Source organism: Clavibacter quasicaliforniensis, assembly GCF_051201715.1.
GTDB classification, from domain to species: domain Bacteria; phylum Actinomycetota; class Actinomycetes; order Actinomycetales; family Microbacteriaceae; genus Clavibacter; species Clavibacter seminis.
Window position 1 is genome coordinate 452,498 of sequence record NZ_CP139624.1, and the last position, 19,538, is coordinate 472,035.

The following is a 19,538-nucleotide window of genomic DNA, read 5'->3' on the forward strand; positions in this document are numbered from 1 at the left end:
GCGCGTGCGGTGCGCACGCGTGCCGCGATGGCGGCGAATGGTGGAGAGCTCCGGAAATCGAACCAGACGAGGCACCCCGATAGGTGCGCTCCCCGAACGGATCACAACCTAGCGGATCCGCCTGGGCTGCCGCACGTCGGCCGTCGCGCTCGGGACGCCGACCTCGTGACGCGGGTGGGGAGGGGGCGTCAGCCGCCGACGGTCCGCACCCGGACCGTCTCGCCATCGTCCTCCAGCTCGAACGTCAGCGTGGTGCCGAGCGGGAACGCGTCGCGGAGCTCCTGGGGCTGGTCGGCCGTGACGACGAGCGCGGTGCGCGCGGGGACGGCGCCGGTGGCGCAGCCCTCGGGGCCCTCGACCGAGCCGTCCTGCTTCGCGGCGCCGGCCACCAGGCAGACCACCTCCGCACCTGTCCTCGACTCGACCCTCGGAACACGCCCGACCGAGATGCCGTGGAACGGCGCGAAGAGCGATCCCGGCGCGATGGATCCCGTGTCCACCGAGAGGTAGGTCGCGTTGTCCGGCACCGGCGGCGGCTCGAGCGCGAGCATCGCGACGGTGCCGCGCTCGTCGCCCAGCCACCAGGCGGTGCCACCCGCGGCGGCGACCGCGACGATCACGAGGGAGGCAGCCCAGGCGGCGGCGAGACGCGGGCGGAGGCGGGTGCGCGCCCGGGTCCGCCGTGCCGCGGGTCGGTCGTCGCGCGCATCACCGCTGGGCGGGGCTCCGGCCGCCGACGGGCCGACCGAGCCGTCGTCCCGCGGGTCCGCCGCAGCGACGCCCGGGCGCACCGTGTCCCGCCCCTCGAGCTCGCGCAGCCGCGCGAGCGAGGCGGCGTCGCGCGGGTCGCGATCGGGCCCGAACACGCGCCGGCGCAGCTCCGCGATCTCCGCGCGCCGGTCGTCGTCGTCCATCCCCGCATCGTGTCACGGGGCGGGCGATCCCGCTCAGCAGGCCGCGTACGCGTATCCGTCCGCGCTCGCGGGCACGAGGTCGCGGTCGCGCACGATGGCCCGGGGCGCGGGATCCAGCGCCAGGATCCGCGCGCACACCTCGTCGGCCGTGCCGCGCAGGTCGTCGGTGTACTCGACGTCGAGCACGTGCGGCCCGTAGACCGCCGTGTAGTCGGCGCACTCCTTCCAGCGGTCGCACTCCTCGGCGACGGCGAAGTCGAAGCCGGCCTCGTCGCGTCCGCGGGAGCCGATGTCGGTGGTGTTCTTCTGCGCGACGGCGAGGCCACGGCTGTGCGCGTGATCCACGAGCAGCGTCGCGAGGGCCAGCGCGTCATCCGCGTCCAGGGCGCCCTCGGACCGGTTCCACGAGTCGAGGTTGTCGAACTCGACGGCCTGGTAGCCGGCGTCGGCGCAGCGGTCGACGGTCGTCGCCTGTCGCGCCGCGATGGCCGTGCGCTTCGCCGCGGTCGAGGTGTCGAGGATGAACTCGTCGTCCCAGTTCGGATCCACGAGCGGTCCGTCGTCGCCCTGCACCAGAAGGTCGTCGGGCCAGGTCTCGCCGGGCTGGGTCTGGAACCCGTTGACGTAGCAGATGCCGTACGCCCCCGCCGCGGGCTCGTCGGTGCTGTCGCGGACCACGATCCCGACGCCCGCCGGCACCGGCGAGGCGCCGCCGAGCTGGTAGTCGAAGCCGGTGGCGGTCGGCGGCAGGGCGACGGCCGCGCTCGTGTCCGCCGCGAGCAGGCCGGTCGTCGCCGTGTCGGCCGCGTCGGCGGACGCGCTGGTCGGCGCGGACGCCGGACGCGGATCCGCCGCCGCGCAGCCGGAGAGGGCGACGAGGGCGGCGGTCGCGAGGGCGGCGGAGAGGAGGGGGCGCATCATGCGACCCTAGGCGGGTCGATCCGCGGTGCCCACCACCCGGAAGCGCTCCAGCACGATCTCCGTGTCGTCGTCGAGCAGGAACCCGTCGGGCAGCTCCGCGAGCACCTCGGCGGATCCCCAGAACCCCTCGTGCCCGGCGCGCCACTCGGCGACCGTCGTGAATCCCTCGCCCTCGTCCCGCGCGTGCGCGAGCGGCACGTCCGCGAGGCGCGCGATCTCCACGGCCGTCGTCTCGATCACGAGCACCGGCCGCCCTTCCGAGTCGATGACCGCGCCGCGGGACCCGACGACCGGCAGCTCCTCGTCGTCGGCGTCGTACTGGATCAGCAGCGAGCTCGTCGAGGTCTTCTCGCCCGAGACGATCGCGGCGACGAGCTGGTCCCGCAGCGACCCCGGGAACGCGAACTCGACGGGAGGGAGGTCGGGCTCGGGCGTCGTCGTCATGCCTCGATCGTAGGAGCCGCACCCCGGACGCCGCGCGCCCGCCGGGCCAGGCTGGATGCGACCCCACGGCCCCACGACCCCCGAACGAAGGCGCAGCGCATGAGCGAGATCCGCAACTCCGGCAACCAGTACGAGATCCAGGACCCGATCGCGCAGTACCCGTCGCCGCCGTTCCCGCAGCAGGAGCAGACCGGGCCCGGCGACGAGAAGCGCTTCGAGCCGACGCCCGACCACGGCCAGGACAGCTACGTCGGCTTCGGCCGCCTGAAGGGCCGCAAGGTGCTCATCACGGGCGCCGACTCCGGCATCGGCAAGGCCGTCGCGATCGCTTTCGCGCGCGAGGGCGCCGACATCGCGCTCAACTTCCTCGACGAGGAGCTCGAGGACGCGCGTGACACCGCATCCACCATCGAGGCCGACGGGCGCACCGCCGCGCTCGTGCCCGGCGACATCTCCGACGAGACCGCGTGCCAGGACATCGTGCAGGCGTCCGTGGCGGCGCTCGGCGGCATCGACTGCCTCGTGATGGTCGCCGGCTACCAGCGCAACGAGGACGACATCCTCGACCTCGACTCCGAGCAGCTCGACCGCACGATGAAGACCAACGTCTACTCGCTGTTCTGGCTGAGCAAGGCCGTGATCCCGCACCTGCCGAAGGGCGGCAGCATCATCACGACGAGCTCGTCGCAGGCGTACCAGCCGAGCCCGGACAAGATCGACTACGCGGTCTCCAAGGGCGCGATCCGGAACTTCACGCAGGGGCTCGCGCAGCAGCTCGCGCCGAAGGGGATCCGCGTCAACTCGGTCGCGCCCGGCCCGTTCTGGACCGTGCTGCAGCCCGTCGGCCAGTCGGCGTCGGACGTGGAGGAGTTCGGATCCCAGTCGGTCTACGGCCGCCCGGGCCAGCCCGCGGAGATCGCGGCGACCTACGTGTTCCTCGCGAGCCAGGAGTCGAGCTTCACGAGCGGCGAGACGATCGCGGTGACGGGCGGCACGCCCGTCCACTGACCGGAGGCGCGAGGGCCGTGGCCGAGGCGGCGGGGCGCGTCAGAACAGGCGCGCCCCGTCGGCGCCGGCCTCGTCCTCCTCGCCGAGCGGGCGCTCGGTGCGGAGCACGGCCGGTCCGACCGTGAGGATCCCGTCGCCGAGCGGCTCGCAGCGCACCCCGCCGCGGCCGCGGAGCGCGCGGAAGGCGCCTGGCGCGAGCATCACGTCCATCCAGGCGCACGGGTTCGCCGGGCGGTGGCCCTGGAACTCGACCGGCCCCTGACCCGAGTCGAGGCTGAAGCGCATGCCGCGCAGCCGGTCGACGTCCGCGCCGCGCAGCAGGACGTTGCGGCGCGTGTCGACGGGATCGAGGCCCGCCTCCACGCGGAGCTCCCGCGCCACGCGCTCCACGGACTCGACGGCCATCACCGTGACCGCCGCCGTGCGGTGCGCGCGCTGGCCGAAGTAGCGGTCGCCGACGATCCCGAGCCCGGCGCGCACGCGCACCGAGACCCGCGACGGCGGCTCGCCCGGCTCGTCCCGCGGGCCGTCGGACGGGCGTCCCTCCAGCCGGTGCACCGGCGACGCGACGAGGAACGCGATCTCCACGCGGTGCTCGTGCGGGAGGTCGGCCATCCGGGAATCGTACGGGCTCATACCACGGGGTACGTCGGCCAGGGGCGGTCGCTCCACTCGTGGCTATCATCGATGAGCGGGACGGTGTGACCGCATCCGGGGGGTCACGTGGGCGAGCTTGCTCCCTCCGACGTGCGGCGGGATCCGGTGTCCCGCGCGCAGGCGGTGCTGCGGAGCATGACGCTCTCGAAGCCGCTGCACGCGCAGCTGCCCTTCATCCTGAGCCTCGTCGTCGTCGGCGTCGTCGCGGGCGCGGGCGACCTCGACTCCGTGGCCCGTCCCGGATTCGTCGCGGGCACGGTCGTCGCCGCCATCGTCACCATCGTGGCGGCCGTCGTCCCCTGGGAGCGCATCGACTCCGACTGGGTCGCCGTGCTGCCGATGCTCGACTTCGTGGCGCTCGCCCTCTGCCACGACGCGATCGGCGACCAGGTGCCGTCGACCGCGTTCCTCATCGTGTTCCCGGTGATCTGGCTGGCGTACGCCTTCGCCCTGCACGTCCTGTGGCTCGGCGCCATCGGCACGGCGTCGGTGCTGGCGCTGCCCTACTTCCGAACGGGCACCGTCCCGGAGGGCACGACCGGCTGGTCGCACCTCGTCGTGCTGCCCGTCGTGATGCTCCTCGTGGCCGTCGCCGTGAACCTGCTCGCGCAGCAGCTGATCCGCCAGCACGCGCGCCTGGAGGAGATGCAGCGCGAGCTGACGGGCACGCTCGTCGACCTGCAGGAGCGCAACTCGATCATCGACGGCGTGCTCGACGCGATCGACGACACCGTCATCGTGCTCGACGCGACGGGCCGCATCATGCTGCGCAACCGCGCAGCCCGCGAGCTCATGGCGCTCGCCGGCCCCGTGGATCCGGACGACCCGACGCTCGGCCGCCTCGTCTACGAGGAGGACCGCGTGACGGTCGTGCCGCCCGAGCGCCAGCTCGTGGCCCGGGCCCGCGCCGGTGAGATCGTCGGGCGGGAGGTGCACTGGATCGGCGACGGCGGGGCGCAGAAGGCCGTGCTCTCGTCGCTGTCCCCGCTCGTGGACGCCTCCGGGCGCATGTTCGGCACGGTCGTCGTCAGCACGGACGTCACGGCGCTCGCGCTCGCGGTCACCGAGCGCGAGGACTTCGTCGCGAGCGTCTCGCACGAGCTGAAGACGCCGCTCACCTCCATCCTCGGCTACGTCGAGCTGATCGCCGACGACCTCGAGGAGGACGACCTCGACGACCGGATCACCGCCGCCCGCCTCGCGATCGTGGAGCGCAACGCGCAGCGCCTCCTCGGCCTCATCGGCGACCTCCTCACGGCGGCGCAGCACAAGCTCGCCGTCAACCGCAACCTCGTCGACGTGGGCGAGATCGTCGAGAACGCGCTCGACGTGATCCGCCCCCACGCGCAGGCGAGCGGCGTGACCCTGATCGAGCCGGACTACGAGGAGCTGGTCGCGGAGGTCGACGCCGTGCGCATCGGCCAGGTGCTCGACAACCTGCTCAGCAACGCGGTGAAGTACACGCCGGAGGGCGGCACGGTCATCACCGAGGTGGGGGTCGACGGCGACCACATCCGCCTGTGCGTGACCGACGACGGCGTGGGAATGTCGGCGGAGGACACGTCGCAGCTGTTCACGCGCTTCTTCCGCACCAACTCCGCGCGCGCGAGCACGGTCGCGGGCGTGGGGCTCGGCCTCAGCATCACGCGCTCGATCGTGGAGGCGCACGACGGCTCCATCGAGGTGGAGAGCGCCGTCGGGACGGGCACCACGATGCGGGTGCGGCTGCCCCTCCGCATCGGGCGTGCCACATCGCGGCCGACTTGAGCTGATCTTGTCCCCACCTTGATCCGATCCGGCATCCGGCGGTGTCAGGCTCGAGCAACGACGGGGCCACCCGTCCGACACGAGCGATCGAAGGACCGGATGATCCCCCACGACCACCCCGCGAGCGGCACCCGAGCCGCGCGCACCGGGTGCCGTGCCGGGTCCACGGATGCGCGGCCGGTACCCGACGGCGGCCTCCCCGGTCCTTCCGATCGTCTCGTCGGCGGCCGGGCGTGAGCGCCCGAGCCGCCCGTGTCCCGCAGCTCCCCCCGCTCCTCGACGTCCGCGTCCTGGAGCAGCTGCTGGTCGAGCTGTCGGACGAGCCCGGCCCCGCCCGCCTGTCCGTCGTCCCCGCGACGGGCACCCCCGCTCCGCCCCTCGGCGTTCCCGCGCCGGGCGGCGTGACCCCGCCGCGCGGCCACCCCGAGCCGCGCCGCGGGACCCCGTCGTCCGGATCCCCCCATCCGGACGACCGCCTCGCGACCCGTGGTGCCCCCGCACCCGGTCGCGGGCAGGCGCCGGCCGGATCCCCCCGTCCGGTCGGCGCCCTCACCTCCGCCCCCGCCGCCTCCGAGCCGACGTGCCCCGGAGCGCTCACCGACGGGCAGCACGCCTGCGTCGACTTCCTGCGCTTCTTCGTCGACCTGTGGCCGAGTCGCTGGGATCGCCTCGACGCCGCCGTGCGCGCCGCCGACCGCCCGGCCGCGCTCGACGCGTGCCTGAGCGTGAAGAGCTCGGCGGCGATGGTGGGAGCGCTCCTGCTCAGCGACGTCGCGGCGCACCTGGAGCGGGCCATCCGCGCGGCCGACCACGCCCGTGCCGCGGCCATGCTGCCGGAGCTCGGCGAGGTGGGCGAGCGGAGCATGGACGCGATGCGCTCGTGGATCCGCGCGGAGGCGGGACACCCGCCCGACTAGACCCGTGCGCGAGGCCGCCTCGACGGCCGACGCGCACGCCCGACCGGCTCCCGCGACAGGCCGGTCGGAGGAACGGAGCGGGATCCCACCCGAGGGGACCCCGATCCACGGCGCAGCTGCCGCGGGACCCACGGGTCCCGCGGCAGCCCCCTCGCGCCCGCCGGCGAGCGGCGAGCTGTGCCCGGCGCCTCAGCCCCGCGGCGGCGCGAGCCGGTAGCCGACGCCGCGCACCGTCTGGATCCACCGCGCCTCGCGCGGGTCGTCGTGCAGCTTGCGGCGCAGGTTGCCGAGGTGCACCTCGACCGCGCGCTCCTCCGGCTCGGTGGACGAGGCGACGGCGTAGGACCCGCTGCGGATGTCGCGCACGAGGTCGCCCTTGGTGCGCACGCGTCCGCCGCTCGCGAGGATGGACGCGAGCAGGTCGAACTCGGTGCGCGTGAGGTCGACCGGCTCGCCGTCGACCGTGACGTGGCGGGTGCCCTCGTCGAGCTCGAGGCCGTTGTGGCGGAGGACGTCGGCGTCGTCCGGCGCGGCCTCGGCCGGCATCGCGGGCGAGACCACGGTCGTGGTGGCGACGGCGGCGGGCTGCACCGGCTCGTCCGCGTCTGCGGCCGTGCCCGGGGCGTCGGCCGCGGCCGGGATACCCGCGGCAGGGGTCGTCGTCGCGTCCCCGCCGCCGCGCGGTCGGCGCATCATCGCCGAGATGCGGGCGCGGAGCTCGCGCGGGCGGAACGGCTTCACGATGTAGTCGTCGGCGCCGGCCTCGAGCCCGAGCAGGGTGTCGACCTCCTCGCCCTGCGCCGTGAGCATCACGATGTAGGCGTCGCTCACGAGGCGTATGCGGCGCGCGGCCTCGAAGCCGTCGAAGTCGGGCAGGCCCACGTCGAGCGTGATGACGTCGGGGGAGACCTCCTCGGCCAGCCGCACGCCATCGGTCGCGGTGCCGGCGGAGTGCACCTCGAAGCCGCCCTGGCGCAGGACCACCTCGAGCAGCTGGCGGATGTCGCCGTCGTCCTCGATGACCAGAGCCACACGTCCGCTGTCCACTACCGCCCCCTCGCATGCCGCATGCGCGGCCGTACCCCGGATCCGCGTCAGGCGCGCCGGATCTCCCACGCTAGCGGACCGCTGGACCCCCGCCTCCGCGGCGGCGGGCCGCCGGGCCGACGCGCGGGATCAGGTGATGGGGGAGGAGCCGGGCACCGCGACGAGCACGAGCACGGCGCCGAGGATGTACGCCGCGAGCGACGCGCCCACGCCGATGAGGAGCACCAGCCAGGGCCGCGTGCGCCCGCGGATCATGCCGACGAGCGCGACGATGACGGCGATCCCCGTGAGGAACAGCGGGCCCGCGACGGCGATCCCGTAGCCGATCGTGAAGAGCGAGTCGCGGCAGACGTAGGCGTCCACGTCGCACGCGTCGGTGACGAAGATGAGGCCGAGGCCCATGGCGGCGATGCTGCCGCCCACGACCGCCGCGACGAGCATCGAGATGAGCGTGGTGACGAGGATCCGGCGGTCGATCCGGCGGATCCAGCGCGGCACCCAGTCGGGGCCGGGCAGGTCCTCGTCCGGGCGCCCTCGGGCGTCGTCCCGGCGGGCGGCGGAGGCATCGCGCGCGACGCTCCGCTCCGACGGGCGGCGGATGACCTCGGTCGCGTCGGGGTCCCGAGACGACCGGCGCGGGATGGTCGGCAGCGTGACCTTCGGCAGCTGCGGCAGGCGTCGGCTGCGGGCGGGCGGGCCGGCGGAGCGTCGCCCGCGGGAGGCGCGGCGGCCGCGCTCCGGGGTCGCGTCGTCGTCGGGGGTCACGGCACGAGACTACGGGGCGCGTCCCGCCGGGCCGGAATCGGCGGGGTCGGCGGGAGCGCGAGCGGCCATGGCGGCGCGGGGCGGATGGTCAGAAGATCATCGGCCGGTCGTCGTCGAGCTCGGTCTCGACGTCGAGGTCCACGGCCACCGGCACGTGGTCGCTCGGGCCGTCGCCCTTGCGCTCGTCGCGGTGGATCCGGGGCGCATCCACGAGCTCGGCGAACCGGTGGTTCCCGAGGATGAAGTCGATCCGCATGCCCTCGTTCCGCGGGAACCGCAGCTGCTGGTAGTCCCAGTACGTGTAGCCCTCGGGGATCGACGGCCGCACGACGTCCGCGAGCCCGGCGTCGAGGAAGGCGGCGAACGCGGCGCGCTCGGGCTCCGAGGTGTGCGTCTTGCCCTCGAAGAGCGCGGGGTCCCAGACGTCGGTGTCGAGCGGCGCGACGTTCCAGTCGCCCATGAGCGCGAGCGGGGTGGCGGGATCCGCGGCGAGCCAGGCGCGCGTGTCGGCGGCCAGCGCCTGGAGCCACTCAAGCTTGTAGGAGTAGTGCGGGTCGTCGAGGCCGCGGCCGTTGGGCACGTAGAGGCTCCAGAGGCGGACCCCCGCCACGGTCGCGCCCATCGCGCGCGCCTCGAGCGGCGACTGCCCGGAGGCGTCGGGCTTGCCGAAGCGGGGCATGCCCTCAAAGGTCGTCACGACGTCCTCGAGCGGCAGGCGGCTCGCGATCGCGACGCCGTTCCACTGGCTGAGGCCGTGCACGGCGACCTCGTAGCCGGCCTCCTCAAACGCCGCCATGGGGAACTGCTCGGGCTTGCACTTGATCTCCTGCATGGCCAGCACGTCGACGTCCTCGCGCACGAGCCAGTCGACGACGCGGCCCACGCGGGTGCGGATGGAGTTGACGTTCCAGGTGGCGACGCGCATGCGTCCACGGTACCGGGCGGGCGGGGCGCCGCCGGGCGCGGGTGCCGGGTCGGGGCGGCTCAGCCGATGCTGCCGATGCGCACCGTGACGGCGGCCCGCTCGGCGGCCTCGGCGCCCATCGACTCGGCGAGCCGGGCGCGGATGGCGTCGACCGCGGCGCGCGCGGTGTCGCTCGCGCGGCCCGACGCGTCCACCGCGATGGACGCCTCCACGAGCACGGTGCCCTCGCCGGTCTCGACGGTGACGAGCTGCTCGACGGCCGTGGAGGATCCGGCCACGACGCCCTCGACCACCTGCTGGGCGGCCAGCAGGATCGGCGAGCGCGGCGCGTAGACGTCGGCCACGCCCGCGACGCCGCGGAGGACGGCGGTCAGGTCGCGCGACAGATCGGCGGGCGCGGGGAGCGGCACGGGGACGGGCGCGGCGGCCGATGCGTCATCGTCGAGGGTCATCTCCGGCCTCCTCCTGCACGGGACGCGCCTGCACGTCCACCACGGTCACGTCGATCGCCTCGACGCGCAGCTCGGTGTGCCGGAGCAGGGCGGCGTGCACCCGCTCGCGCACGCGCTGCGCGAGCTCGGGCAGCGGCTCCCCCCACACGACGCTCAGGGTGAGCGCCACCCGCACGGGCTCGCCTGCGCGCGTGACGTCGCCGTCGAGCGTGCACCGGCCGACGAGGACGCCGGGCACCTCGTCGCCGGCCTGCCGCACCAGGGTGCGCACGGCGCCCTCGGTGAGCGCGAGGCTCACGGCCGGATCCGGGTGGGAGAGCGGGATGTCGCGGCCGGCGCGCGACTCGCGGCTGATGTGGGCGAGCACGCCGCGGAAGAAGTCGTCGCCGGGCGCCTCCTGCTCCTCGGCCTCGACCTGCACGAGCTCGCGGCCGAGGTCGCGCATGTGCTCGAGGGCGCGGAGCGCGTTGCGGGTCTCGGGGTCGTCCTCGTAGGCGGCGATGCGCGGCGTGCGCCCGCGGTCGAGGTAGTCCGCGAGGGCGGCCATGTCGAGGGGCGCGCCGTCGGCGTCGAGCGCGGGTGCGGGATCCACGGGCAGGCGCTCCCCGGGATCGCCCGGTCCGGTGCCGCTCATCGCCATTCCTCCATGCTCGTCATCACGGTGGTGCGCGCCCGGGACAGCCGGCCGCGCACGGTCGAGGGCGTCGAGCCCAGCCTCTCGGCGATCTCCTCGTACGAGAAGCCTCCCACCTCGCGCAGCATCCACACCTCGCGCTGCTCGCGCGGCAGCGCGTCGAGCACCGTCGCCAGGGCGCGCATCTGCGACGACGTCTCCGCGTCGCGCTCGGGGGACGTGAGCCGGTCGGCGATCTCGTGGTCGTCGATGTCGTCGGCGGGGCGGCGGGCGCGGATCCGGTCGATGGACTTCCGGCTGACGATCTGCAGCAGCCAGCTCTTCACCCGGTCGGGCTTCTCGAGCGTGGGCAGGCGGTCCCACGCGGTGATGAGGGCCTCCTGCACGGCGTCGTCGGCGTCGGCGCGTGATCCGGTGAGCCGGATCGCGAACGCGCGCATGTAGGGGGCGTGCCGGCGGACCAGCACCTCGAACGCCCGGGCGTCCCCGTCGGCCGCGCGCTCGGCCAGGATGCCGTCGCCCGCGTCCTGCAACGAGGAGGAGAGGGCCATGCCGTACCTCCGTGTGCGCTGGGAGACGAGACGGATCCGGGAGCGATCCGTGACGGACCACGCCGTCCGTGCGTCCCACCCATGACTACCACAGCAGCGCCCGGGCGACCGGGCATCCACGAGGAGGAACCGCATGAGCGACCAGAACACCAGCACTCCCGCCGACGTCGCACGCGTCTCGCCCGCGAGCACCGGCACCAGCACCGGGATCACGGGGAGCGTCCTCGCCGAGGGCGACACCACCGTCACCGACGCCGTCATCGCCAAGGTCGCGGGCCTCGCCGTCCGCGACATCCCGGGCGTGCACGCTCTCGGCGGCGGCGCGGCCCGCGTCATCGGCCAGCTCCGCGACCGCATCGGCCAGACCGACCTCACGCAGGGGATCGCCGTCGACGCCCAGGAGGCGGGCGTCGCGTTCGAGGTGACCCTCGTCGCCGAGTACGGCGTGCCGCTCCAGGACATCGCGGCCGGCGTGCGCGCGGCCATCTCCGACGCGGTGACGGAGCTCGTCGGCCGTCGCGTGACGCGCGTCGACGTCACGGTCGCCGACATCGTGCTGCCCGGCGAGGGATCCGACGACGACGACGCGTCCGCGGCGCCCGCCGTCTGATCCATCCCGCACCGCCCGACGGGCCGCCTGTCCTCGCGACGGGCGGCCCGTCGCCGTGTCCGGGCGGCGCCGCGTCCGCTGACCTCGCAGATCGCGGGCGTACCGTCGGGGGATGACCGACGACACCGCTGCCGCGCCCGCATCCACCCCCGCATCCGACGGGCAGCCCCGCGTGGCGCTCCTCGGCACCGGCGTCATGGGCTCCGGCATGAGCCGCTCGATCCTCCGCGCGGGCCTGCCGCTCACGGTCTGGAACCGCAGCGCTGACAAGGCCTCGCCCCTCGCCGACGCCGGCGCGACCGTCGCGGTGACCGCCGCCGACGCGGTGCGCGACGCCGACGTCGTGGTCGTGATGCTGTTCGACGCGGACGCCGTGCTCGAGGTCCTCGCGGAGGTCGCGCCCGCGCTCCGCCCCGACGCCGTCGTCCTCCAGTCCTCCACCGTCGGCGTCGAGGGCACCAGGCGGATCGCCGCGCTCGCCGCGGAGCACGGCGTCCGCTTCGTGGACGCGCCCGTCCTCGGCACGCGCGGTCCGGCCGAGCAGGGCCTCCTCGTGCACCTCGTCTCGGGATCCGAGGCCGACATCGCCGTCGCCCGCCCCGTCCTCGAGGCGACCGGCTCGCGCACCGTGGTCGCCGGGTCGGACGCGGGACCGGGATCCGCCCTCAAGCTCGCGTGCAACGCGTGGATCGCCTCCATCACCGCGGCCACCGGCCAGTCGCTCGGCCTCGCGCGCCTGCTCGGCGTCGAGCCGCGCCTCTTCCTCGACGCGATCGCGGGCGGCGCGGCCGACACCCCGTACGCGCACCTCAAGGGCGGCTCGATGCTGTCCGGCGAGCTCGCGCCGTCGTTCGCGCTCGACGGCCTGCTCAAGGACGTGACGCTGATGCTCGCCGCCCTCGACGGCGCCGACGCGCACGACTTCGACACGGCGATGCTCGAGGCGCTCCGCGAGACGTACGCGGAGGCGTCGGCGGCCGGCCACGGCGGCGACGACGTGGCCGCGGTCGGCACGGTGTTCGGGCTGCCGACCGGGCCCGACGCCTGACCCGGTCGGCGTCCCGCCCGCCCGTCGCACCGGCCCACGCCGTTCCCCGCCCGTAGGATCGGCTGCGTGACGACCTCCGACGCCCGCCAGCAGCTCATCGCCCACATCAAGGAGGACGCCGTCTTCCACGGCGACTTCACCCTGACGAGCGGCAAGAAGGCCACCTACTACGTCGACCTCCGCCGCGTGAGCCTCGACCACCGCGTCGCCCCGCTCATCGGCCAGGTCATGCTCGACCTCATCGCGGACGTGCCCGACGTCGCCGCGGTCGGCGGGCTGACGATGGGCGCGGATCCCATCGCCGCCGCGATCCTGCACCAAGGCGCCGCGGTTGGACGCGGCTACGACGCCTTCGTCGTGCGCAAGGAGCCCAAGGACCACGGCCGCGGCCGCCAGGTCGAGGGCCCGGACCTGAAGGGGAAGCGCGTCATCGTCGTCGAGGACACCTCCACCACCGGCGGATCCCCGCTGAAGGCCATCGAGGCGCTCGAGAAGGTGGGCGCGGAGATCGCCGCGGTCGCCGTGGTCGTCGACCGCTCTACCGACGCCCGCGAGGTGATCGAGGCCGCGGGGCACCGCTACCTGTACGCGATCGGCCTCGAGGACCTGGGGCTGGCCTAGTGAGCGGGGCGCCCGGCGGCGGATCCGGTCACGGTCACGACGACGACCCGTTCGCGGTCCGTCCCGCCACCGACGCCGACCGCGAGCGGCCCGCGCAGCCGCTCGCGCCCATCGGCTGGGGTCGCCCGGCCGGCCGGGAGCCCGTGCCCGCGGAGCAGGACGCCGCGCAGCAGGACGCCGCCGGCGTGGATCCCGCCCCCGCCGATGCGCCGCAGCCCTCGGGCGCCGACATCCTCGCGGGCATCGTCCCACTCGACCCGACCGTGGACGACGAGCGCGTCGCCCCGCTCGACCAGGTGGATGCCGACCAGGACGCCCATGATCTCGACGCCGACCTCGACGCGCCGGCGCCGGCGCCGGCGCCCGAGCCCGGCATCGCGGACGCCCCGATCGACGCGGGCGAGGTGGAGTTCCCCGGCGAGCCGGACCCCGGGTACGTGCCCGCCCCCGCGGCCGACGGCACGGGCGAGGTGCTGTCCGGCGAGGTCGAGACGGATCCCGCGGCGGCCGACGACGCGCCCGCCGAGCTGGTGCTCGAGCCGGTCGACGACGCGCAGGATGGCGCGGCCCTGCCGGTCGTCCCCGCGGACGCGCCGGTGGTCGACGCCGAGCTCGTCGAGGATCCCGCCGCGCCGGCGGTCCCCGACGACGACGACTCGGTCCAGCTGACGCCGCTCCGGGACGACCGGATGGACGAGGACGCGGAGGTCGTCGACGATCCCGCGGGACGCGTAGCGGACGAGGTCGAGCCGCAGCCGCTCGGCGGGGACGTCGACGTGGAGGCGTCCGCCGGTGCCTCCGCCGGTGCCGAGCGCGACGACGAGGACGCGGCTCCCGCGCCGCTCGCCCCCGCGGCCGCCGCTGCACGTGCCGCCGCGATGGCGTGGGCCTCCGGATCCGCGCCGGCTGCTGCGCCTGCCGCCGCTGCCGCGCCTGCCGCCGTGCCCGTTGAGGCCGCGCCCGCCGAGCGGGCGGACGCCGCGCCGACCGCCGATCGCCCGGAGGCCGCGACCGAGCCGGAGGCCGTGCCCCAGCCGGAGACGGCCGTCCTGTCCTCGCCGGTCGTCGAGCCGTCGGACGCCGACCGCGCACCCGAGCACGGTGCCGAGCCACGGGACGAGGTCGAGCCGACCGCTCCCGCCCCCAGCTCCTTCGCGCCGCCGGAGGCCGCCGCCGCCGACCCCGCCGACGCGATCTCCCTGCTCTTCGGCGACGTCGCGGCGGATCCCGAGCGTGAGCCCGCCGACGCCGACGCGGAGGACCGGCCCACCGCCTCCGAAGACGCCGACGACCGCACGCGGATCCTCCCGGCAGCCGCCTCTGCCGCTGCGCCTCCCGCCGCTGCCGCCCCGCGCCCCGACCGCGACGCCCCCACCGTCGCCGTCCCGGCCGCCTCCCCGCCTCCGGATCCGGCCCCGCGTCCCCTGCCGGTCCCCCCGCCGTACGCGGCCCCGCCCGCACCCCGGGCGCCGGCGCCGCGCGCCCCCGTCCTCGACACGGCACGGATCCCCGCGCCTCCCGCCGCCGGGCCCCCGCGCGGACCCCGCGGCCCGCGTCGCACCGGCCTCTGGGTCGGCGGCGCGATCCTCCTGGTCCTGCTCCTCGTCGGCCTCTTCTACCTGGGTCAGCGGCTCGGATCCGCCGCCGCGCCCGATGCGGCCCCCGTCGCCACGCCGACGGCCGAGGCCACGCCGACCCCGTCGCCCACCCCGACCGATCCCGTGCAGGGCCCGGCCGCGGCCGGCGTCCAGGCGTGGGACGCGCTCCTCGGCGGCGAGTGCATCGACCCGTACACGACGCCGTGGGAGGAGGAGTTCACGGTCGTCGACTGCGGCTCCGAGCACCACGCGCAGATGGTCGCCCGCGTCGCCCTGCCGCAGACCGGAGACACGTTCCCCGGCGAGGAGGCCGTGCGCGACTCCGCCGACGAGCTCTGCATCGCCGACACCGTGATCGACTACGCGGCGGCCCGCGCCTACTCCGACGTGCAGTACCAGTCGGCGTACCCCATCAGCCAGGACGAGTGGGCCGCAGGCGACCGCGACGCCTACTGCTTCGTCTCGCGCGCCGGCGGCGGCACCTTCACGAGCAGCATCGGCGTCCCGCAGCCGCCCGTCGTCCCCTAGCCGCCACCGCCCGCCTGGGGATCCCGACCCCGCGGATCCCCGCCCCCGCCCTACCCTCGACACCCCGTGCGCGGAACCTGCGCGCGGATCCAGGGGACGGGGGATCGGTGACCTCACGCGCCCGACCCGACGACCGCGCGTTCCTCCTCCTGTGGGGCGCGCAGGCCGTCTCCTCCCTCGGCGCGAGCGCGGCCTCGTTCGCGCTCACGCTGCAGGTCTTCGGCGAGACGGGCAGCGCGCTGGCGCTGTCGGCGCTCACGTTGGTGTCCACCGTCGCGTCCATCTACCTCGCGCCGTTCACCGGCTGGGCCGCGGATCGCCTGGGTCACCGCCGCGCCGCGCTCGCGAGCAACGCGGTCCTCGCCCTCGTGTCGGGCGGGATGGCCGTCGTGTCCGCCCTCGGCCCGGGGCGCCTGCTCGCCGTGGTCTATCCGCTGACCCTGGTGTCGGCCCTGGCGGCGTCGACCCTCGCGCTCACCCTCACGGCGAGCGTCCGCCGGATGCGCCGGGAGGCCGACCTCACGCGGATCAACGGCGTCACCTCGCTCCTGCAGGACGGGCCGACCCTGCTCGCGCCCGTGCTCGGTGCCGCCCTGTCGGCCGTCGTCGCGCCCGCCGCCGTCTTCGTCGTCGACGGGGTCACCTCGCTCGGCTGCGTCGCCGCGCTCCTCGTCGTGCGCTGGGACGCGCCGCCGGACCGCCGCATCGCGAACCCGTTCCGCGGCGCCCGCGACGGCATCGCGTGGATCCTCCGCCACCCCGGGCTCCGCCGGCTGCAGGCGGGCTTCGCCGCGCTGAACCTCGCGAACGGCATCGCCGCGTCCGCCACGACCGCGTATGTGCTGCTGCTCGGCACGCGCGGCATCGGCCCGGGTGCGAGCCTCGCGGCGTTCAGCGTCGCCGGATCCGTCGGGCTCCTCGCCGGCGCCGCGTTCGTCGCCGCCCGCGGGGACCGGATCCCGCGGCTCGTCGCCATCGCGGGCGCCGCCGTCGTCCTCGGCCTGGTGGGTCGCGTCGCGCTGGGGGCGAGCGCGCTCCTGGCGGTGTGGATCCTCGCGGCCGTGGTCCGCAACGTCGCGCTCCAGGCGCAGGGCGCGCCGCTCACCGCGGTGTGGCAGGAGCGCACGCCGCCGGAGCGGCAGGGCGCGATCCTCGGCGCGAAGAAGCTGCTCGGCCAGGGGTTCTACCCGCCGGCCGTGCTCCTCGGCGGGGCGCTCACGGTGGCGCTGCACCCGCTCGGGCAGGAGACCGCGCTCCGCATCGTGATCATCGCGGGCGGGCTGGGCGAGGCGCTCGTCGGCGTCGCGATGCTGCGCTCGCGCGGGATCCGGGCGCTGCTCGCCCCGGCCGCGCCCGCCGAACGGGCCGGCCGCTGATCAGAGCTCGGACTCGACCGGCTCCGGGTCCAGCAGCTCGGTGACGCCCGACAGCACCTCGTCCGGCCGGAACGGGTAGCGCTCGATCTCCGCCCGGTCGCTGATCCCGGTGAGCACGAGCACCGTGTGCAGGCCCGCCTCGATGCCCGCGATGATGTCGGTGTCCATGCGGTCGCCGATCATGCCGGTGCTCTCGGAGTGCGCGCCGATCTTGTTGAGCGCCGAGCGGAACATCATCGGGTTCGGCTTGCCGACGATGTAGGGCTCCTTGCCCGTGGCCTTGGAGATGAGCGCGAGCACCGCGCCTGTCGCGGGGAGCACGCCCTCGGCGCTCGGGCCGGTCGCGTCGGGGTTCGTCGCGATGTAGCGCGCGCCGCCGTTGATGAGGCGGATCGCCCGCGTGATCGCCTCGAACGAGTAGTTGCGCGTCTCGCCGATGACCACGAAGTCGGGCTTCGTGTCGGTCATGATGAAGCCCGCCTCGTGCAGCGCGGTCGTGAGGCCGGCCTCGCCGATGACGAACGCGGATCCGCCGGGCATCTGCTGCTCGAGGAACGCCGCGGTCGCGAGCGCGCTGGTCCAGATCGACTCCTCGGGCACGTGCAGGCCGGACGCGCGGAGCCGGGCGGAGAGGTCGCGCGGCGTGAAGATGCTGTTGTTGGTGAGCACGAGGAAGGGCTTGCCCTGGTCCTGCCACTGCTGGATGAGGGCCGCCGCGCCGGGCAGGGCCTGGTTCTCGTGCACCAGCACGCCGTCCATGTCGGTGAGCCAGCAGTCCATCTCGTCGCGCGTCGCCATGGGGTTCCCTCTCGTCGTGGCACGAGGCTACCGCCGGGGGATGCGCGGCCGCCGGGCACCGGCGACGGCGTCACCCGATGTCCGCCCGCCGTCCTCCGCGGTGTCGGCCGGCCCCCGTAGGGTCGGCGCATGCACGCACTGCCTCCCGGATCCCTGCGCCTCGTCCACCTCAGCGACACCCACCTCCTCCGCGACGGCGGCCTGCACCAGGGCGTCGTCGACACGGGCGCCGCCCTCGAGCGCGTCCTCGTCGAGGCCGACCGCGTCCCGCACGTCCGGCTCCTCGTCGGCTCGGGCGACCTGTCGGAGGACGGCACCCCCGAGTCGTACGCGCTCCTGCGCGAGCGCCTCGTGCCGTGGACCTCGTCGCGCGGCGCCGCGCTCGTGCTCACGCCCGGCAACCACGACGTGCGCTCCGCCTTCCGGCTCGTGCTCGGCGACGGACACGGCGCTGCCGGCACCGACGACGGACGCGATCCCGCGGCCGTCCCGCCCATCGACGGCGTCACCATCGTGGACGGCTGGCGCATCGCGACCCTCGACACCTCCGTGCCCGGCAAGGGCTACGGCGCGCTCCGCGAGCAGCAGCTCGACGGGCTCCGCGAGCTGCTCGCGACCCCGGCCGGGCACGGCACCGTGCTCGTGCTGCACCACCCGCCCGTTCCCGCGCCCACGACGCTGCACGAGTCGCTCGCGCTGCAGGGCCCGGAGTGGCTGGCCGAGATCGTCCGCGGCAGCGACGTGCGGGTGATCCTCTCGGGGCACTACCACCACCACATCGTCGGGTCGCTGGCGGGCGTGCCCGTGCTGGTCGCGCCCGGCGTCGCGAACGAGACGGACGTGGCGGCGGAGCCCGGCACGGAGCGCATCGTGCGCGGATCCGGCTTCCTCGTGGTCGACGTCGACCCGGCGGGAGGAGTCACGTCGGTCGTGGTGCGGGCGCACGCGGAGGACGACGGCGACGAGGTCGCGCTGCTCGACGCGGAGCTGGTGCAGCGGATCATCGCGGACTCCGGCGCTCCCGCCGCGCCGTGACCGCCCGGGCATGAGGAGAGGCCCCCCCGCCCCCCCCCCCCCCCCGCGCGCCCCCCGCCCGCGGCCCCCCCCCCCCCCCCCCCCCCCCCCCGCCTCTCCTGGCGCTGCTGGTCTGGCTCTACTTGAAGACGTCCTTGACGTCCTCGCCGGCCTTCTTGGCGGACGCCGCGGCCTGGTCCTTCTGGCCCTCGGCCTTGAGGCTCTCGTCGCCCTTGTGGTCGCCGAGCGCCTCCTTGGCCTTGCCCGCGATGTCCTGAGCAGCGTTCTTGATCTTGTCGTCGAGACCCATGATCTCCTCCTCACTGAGGCCACCTGGTGCAGCCCACGACTGGACTGTAGGACGGAGCGCTCCTGAACGCCTGACAGATGGGAGGTGCGTGTCCACTGAGCGAAACGCCGCCGCCCTGCACCCTCCGCGACGTCCGTGCAAGGGCCTTCCGCCAGGCCCCGCGCCGCCCCTAGGCTCCCTGACCGTGATCCTCTTCGGGCTGCTCCCCCTCCTCGTGGCCGTGTGCGCGCTCGTCGACGTCATCACGCGCCCGGACGGCCAGGTGAAGCACCTGCCGAAGCTCGTCTGGATCCTGCTCATCGTCTTCCTGCCGCTCATCGGCAGCATCGTGTGGTTCTGCGTCGGCCACGACTGGGACGCGCGGCGCGAGCCCGTCGGCCCGCCGGACCGGAGCGCGGCCTACGAGCGCGCGGCAGCCGCGGTCGACCTGCGCGTGCGGAGCACCGAGCAGCAGCTCGCCGACCTCGAGGAGGAGGAGCGGCACTACGCGCGGATCGCGCGGATGCGGCAGCTCCAGGCCGAGCAGGCGGTGCAGGCCGCCCGGGCCGCGGGACCGGCACGGGCGCCGCGGGCCATCGAGCCGGGATCCACCCCCGAGCGGTAGTCCCTCCCCAGGTCGTGGGCCGCCGCGCC

22 protein-coding genes are annotated in these 19,538 nt (G+C 75.2%); 10 read left to right on the forward strand and 12 right to left on the reverse strand.

Annotated features, from left to right (window positions below; translation table 11 throughout):
- Window positions 1-188: 188 nt before the first annotated feature.
- From NL142_RS02215 to NL142_RS02225, 3 genes are read right to left on the reverse strand one after another with little or no spacing between them, the layout of a single operon-like run.
- The gene (locus NL142_RS02215; protein ID WP_435080796.1) at window positions 189-914 is read right to left on the reverse strand and encodes a hypothetical protein; all 726 of its coding nucleotides are present in this window, start codon (window positions 912-914) and stop codon (window positions 189-191) included.
- A 33-nt stretch (window positions 915-947) separates the two neighbouring features.
- Complete coding sequence (locus NL142_RS02220) at window positions 948-1,832, reverse strand: endo alpha-1,4 polygalactosaminidase (RefSeq protein ID WP_435081622.1); 885 nt, start codon at window positions 1,830-1,832, stop codon at window positions 948-950.
- Between the two features lie 9 nt (window positions 1,833-1,841).
- Window positions 1,842-2,279, reverse strand: coding sequence for an ASCH domain-containing protein (locus NL142_RS02225; RefSeq protein WP_435080797.1), 438 nt, complete (start codon window positions 2,277-2,279; stop codon window positions 1,842-1,844).
- 99 nt (window positions 2,280-2,378) lie between these two features.
- Between NL142_RS02225 and NL142_RS02230 the strand changes: the two genes are divergently transcribed.
- Window positions 2,379-3,287, forward strand: a complete 909-nt coding sequence (locus NL142_RS02230) for an SDR family oxidoreductase (RefSeq protein WP_435080798.1) — start codon at window positions 2,379-2,381, stop codon at window positions 3,285-3,287.
- A gap of 39 nt (window positions 3,288-3,326) precedes the next feature.
- On the opposite strand, the gene NL142_RS02235 is transcribed toward NL142_RS02230, so the two are convergent.
- Entirely contained in the window at window positions 3,327-3,902 is a 576-nt protein-coding gene (locus tag NL142_RS02235; RefSeq protein WP_435080799.1) for an MOSC domain-containing protein, read from the reverse strand.
- 147 nt (window positions 3,903-4,049) lie between these two features.
- On the opposite strand from NL142_RS02235, the gene NL142_RS02240 reads away from it, so the two are divergent.
- A complete protein-coding gene (locus tag NL142_RS02240; RefSeq protein ID WP_435080800.1) occupies window positions 4,050-5,711 on the forward strand; it encodes a sensor histidine kinase in 1,662 nt (553 codons plus the stop codon).
- Between the two features lie 233 nt (window positions 5,712-5,944).
- Window positions 5,945-6,628 (forward strand): Hpt domain-containing protein, encoded by a 684-nt coding sequence (locus NL142_RS02245; protein ID WP_435080801.1) that lies wholly within the window; start codon window positions 5,945-5,947, stop codon window positions 6,626-6,628.
- 189 nt (window positions 6,629-6,817) lie between these two features.
- Here NL142_RS02245 and NL142_RS02250 read toward each other — a convergent pair whose 3' ends face one another.
- From NL142_RS02250 to NL142_RS02275, 6 genes are all read right to left on the reverse strand, one after another.
- Window positions 6,818-7,675 (reverse strand): response regulator transcription factor, encoded by an 858-nt coding sequence (locus tag NL142_RS02250; protein WP_435080802.1) that lies wholly within the window; start codon window positions 7,673-7,675, stop codon window positions 6,818-6,820.
- A gap of 129 nt (window positions 7,676-7,804) precedes the next feature.
- Window positions 7,805-8,440: a hypothetical protein gene (locus NL142_RS02255; protein WP_194683544.1), complete on the reverse strand. Its 636-nt coding sequence runs from the start codon at window positions 8,438-8,440 to the stop codon at window positions 7,805-7,807.
- Between the two features lie 88 nt (window positions 8,441-8,528).
- Window positions 8,529-9,365 (reverse strand): exodeoxyribonuclease III, encoded by an 837-nt coding sequence (locus NL142_RS02260; RefSeq protein ID WP_435080803.1) that lies wholly within the window; start codon window positions 9,363-9,365, stop codon window positions 8,529-8,531.
- Between the two features lie 59 nt (window positions 9,366-9,424).
- Entirely contained in the window at window positions 9,425-9,817 is a 393-nt protein-coding gene (locus NL142_RS02265; protein ID WP_194683542.1) for a hypothetical protein, read from the reverse strand.
- Window positions 9,801-10,451, reverse strand: a complete 651-nt coding sequence (locus NL142_RS02270) for an Asp23/Gls24 family envelope stress response protein (protein WP_435080804.1) — start codon at window positions 10,449-10,451, stop codon at window positions 9,801-9,803. The genes NL142_RS02265 and NL142_RS02270 overlap by 17 nt, the downstream gene beginning before the upstream one ends.
- Window positions 10,448-11,002, reverse strand: a complete 555-nt coding sequence (locus NL142_RS02275; protein ID WP_194683540.1) for an RNA polymerase sigma factor — start codon at window positions 11,000-11,002, stop codon at window positions 10,448-10,450. The genes NL142_RS02270 and NL142_RS02275 overlap by 4 nt, the downstream gene beginning before the upstream one ends.
- A gap of 133 nt (window positions 11,003-11,135) precedes the next feature.
- Between NL142_RS02275 and NL142_RS02280 the strand changes: the two genes are divergently transcribed.
- The 5 genes from NL142_RS02280 to NL142_RS02300 all read left to right on the forward strand — a co-directional run bounded on the left by NL142_RS02280 (window position 11,136) and on the right by NL142_RS02300 (window position 16,783).
- Window positions 11,136-11,612 (forward strand): Asp23/Gls24 family envelope stress response protein, encoded by a 477-nt coding sequence (locus NL142_RS02280; RefSeq protein ID WP_435080805.1) that lies wholly within the window; start codon window positions 11,136-11,138, stop codon window positions 11,610-11,612.
- A 112-nt stretch (window positions 11,613-11,724) separates the two neighbouring features.
- Entirely contained in the window at window positions 11,725-12,660 is a 936-nt protein-coding gene (locus tag NL142_RS02285; RefSeq protein ID WP_435080806.1) for an NAD(P)-dependent oxidoreductase, read from the forward strand.
- Window positions 12,661-12,726: 66 nt separating this feature from the next.
- Window positions 12,727-13,281: an orotate phosphoribosyltransferase gene (gene pyrE / locus NL142_RS02290; RefSeq protein WP_086505898.1), complete on the forward strand. Its 555-nt coding sequence runs from the start codon at window positions 12,727-12,729 to the stop codon at window positions 13,279-13,281.
- Window positions 13,281-15,407, forward strand: a complete 2,127-nt coding sequence (locus tag NL142_RS02295; protein ID WP_435080807.1) for a septum formation family protein — start codon at window positions 13,281-13,283, stop codon at window positions 15,405-15,407. The genes pyrE and NL142_RS02295 overlap by 1 nt, the downstream gene beginning before the upstream one ends.
- Before the next feature lie 107 nt (window positions 15,408-15,514).
- Complete coding sequence (locus NL142_RS02300) at window positions 15,515-16,783, forward strand: MFS transporter (protein ID WP_435080808.1); 1,269 nt, start codon at window positions 15,515-15,517, stop codon at window positions 16,781-16,783.
- On the opposite strand, the gene NL142_RS02305 is transcribed toward NL142_RS02300, so the two are convergent.
- Window positions 16,784-17,581 carry an HAD-IIA family hydrolase gene (locus NL142_RS02305; RefSeq protein ID WP_011931704.1) on the reverse strand — a complete coding sequence of 266 codons (798 nt, stop codon included), beginning with the start codon at window positions 17,579-17,581 and terminating at the stop codon, window positions 16,784-16,786.
- 129 nt (window positions 17,582-17,710) lie between these two features.
- Between NL142_RS02305 and NL142_RS02310 the strand changes: the two genes are divergently transcribed.
- The gene (locus NL142_RS02310; RefSeq protein ID WP_435080809.1) at window positions 17,711-18,616 is read left to right on the forward strand and encodes a metallophosphoesterase; all 906 of its coding nucleotides are present in this window, start codon (window positions 17,711-17,713) and stop codon (window positions 18,614-18,616) included.
- 118 nt (window positions 18,617-18,734) lie between these two features.
- Here the strand turns inward: NL142_RS02310 and NL142_RS02315 are convergent, their stop codons facing one another.
- Complete coding sequence (locus NL142_RS02315; RefSeq protein WP_043585457.1) at window positions 18,735-18,905, reverse strand: CsbD family protein; 171 nt, start codon at window positions 18,903-18,905, stop codon at window positions 18,735-18,737.
- Window positions 18,906-19,089: 184 nt separating this feature from the next.
- Between NL142_RS02315 and NL142_RS02320 the strand changes: the two genes are divergently transcribed.
- On the forward strand, window positions 19,090-19,509 hold the full coding sequence (locus NL142_RS02320) for a PLD nuclease N-terminal domain-containing protein (RefSeq protein ID WP_435080810.1): 420 nt from the start codon (window positions 19,090-19,092) through the stop codon (window positions 19,507-19,509).
- Window positions 19,510-19,538: the final 29 nt, after the last annotated feature.

Coding starts and splice junctions, on each gene's coding strand:
- NL142_RS02225 (WP_435080797.1), bottom strand. CDS start 2,279: ATGACGACGACGCCCGAGCCCGACCTCCCTCCCGTCGAGTTCGCGTTC.
- NL142_RS02305 (WP_011931704.1), bottom strand. CDS start 17,581: ATGGCGACGCGCGACGAGATGGACTGCTGGCTCACCGACATGGACGGC.
- NL142_RS02285 (WP_435080806.1), top strand. CDS start 11,725: ATGACCGACGACACCGCTGCCGCGCCCGCATCCACCCCCGCATCCGAC.
- NL142_RS02230 (WP_435080798.1), top strand. CDS start 2,379: ATGAGCGAGATCCGCAACTCCGGCAACCAGTACGAGATCCAGGACCCG.
- NL142_RS02315 (WP_043585457.1), bottom strand. CDS start 18,905: ATGGGTCTCGACGACAAGATCAAGAACGCTGCTCAGGACATCGCGGGC.
- NL142_RS02215 (WP_435080796.1), bottom strand. CDS start 914: ATGGACGACGACGACCGGCGCGCGGAGATCGCGGAGCTGCGCCGGCGC.
- NL142_RS02235 (WP_435080799.1), bottom strand. CDS start 3,902: ATGGCCGACCTCCCGCACGAGCACCGCGTGGAGATCGCGTTCCTCGTC.
- NL142_RS02270 (WP_435080804.1), bottom strand. CDS start 10,451: ATGAGCGGCACCGGACCGGGCGATCCCGGGGAGCGCCTGCCCGTGGAT.
- NL142_RS02220 (WP_435081622.1), bottom strand. CDS start 1,832: ATGCGCCCCCTCCTCTCCGCCGCCCTCGCGACCGCCGCCCTCGTCGCC.
- NL142_RS02260 (WP_435080803.1), bottom strand. CDS start 9,365: ATGCGCGTCGCCACCTGGAACGTCAACTCCATCCGCACCCGCGTGGGC.
- NL142_RS02265 (WP_194683542.1), bottom strand. CDS start 9,817: ATGACCCTCGACGATGACGCATCGGCCGCCGCGCCCGTCCCCGTGCCG.
- NL142_RS02280 (WP_435080805.1), top strand. CDS start 11,136: ATGAGCGACCAGAACACCAGCACTCCCGCCGACGTCGCACGCGTCTCG.
- NL142_RS02275 (WP_194683540.1), bottom strand. CDS start 11,002: ATGGCCCTCTCCTCCTCGTTGCAGGACGCGGGCGACGGCATCCTGGCC.
- NL142_RS02310 (WP_435080809.1), top strand. CDS start 17,711: ATGCACGCACTGCCTCCCGGATCCCTGCGCCTCGTCCACCTCAGCGAC.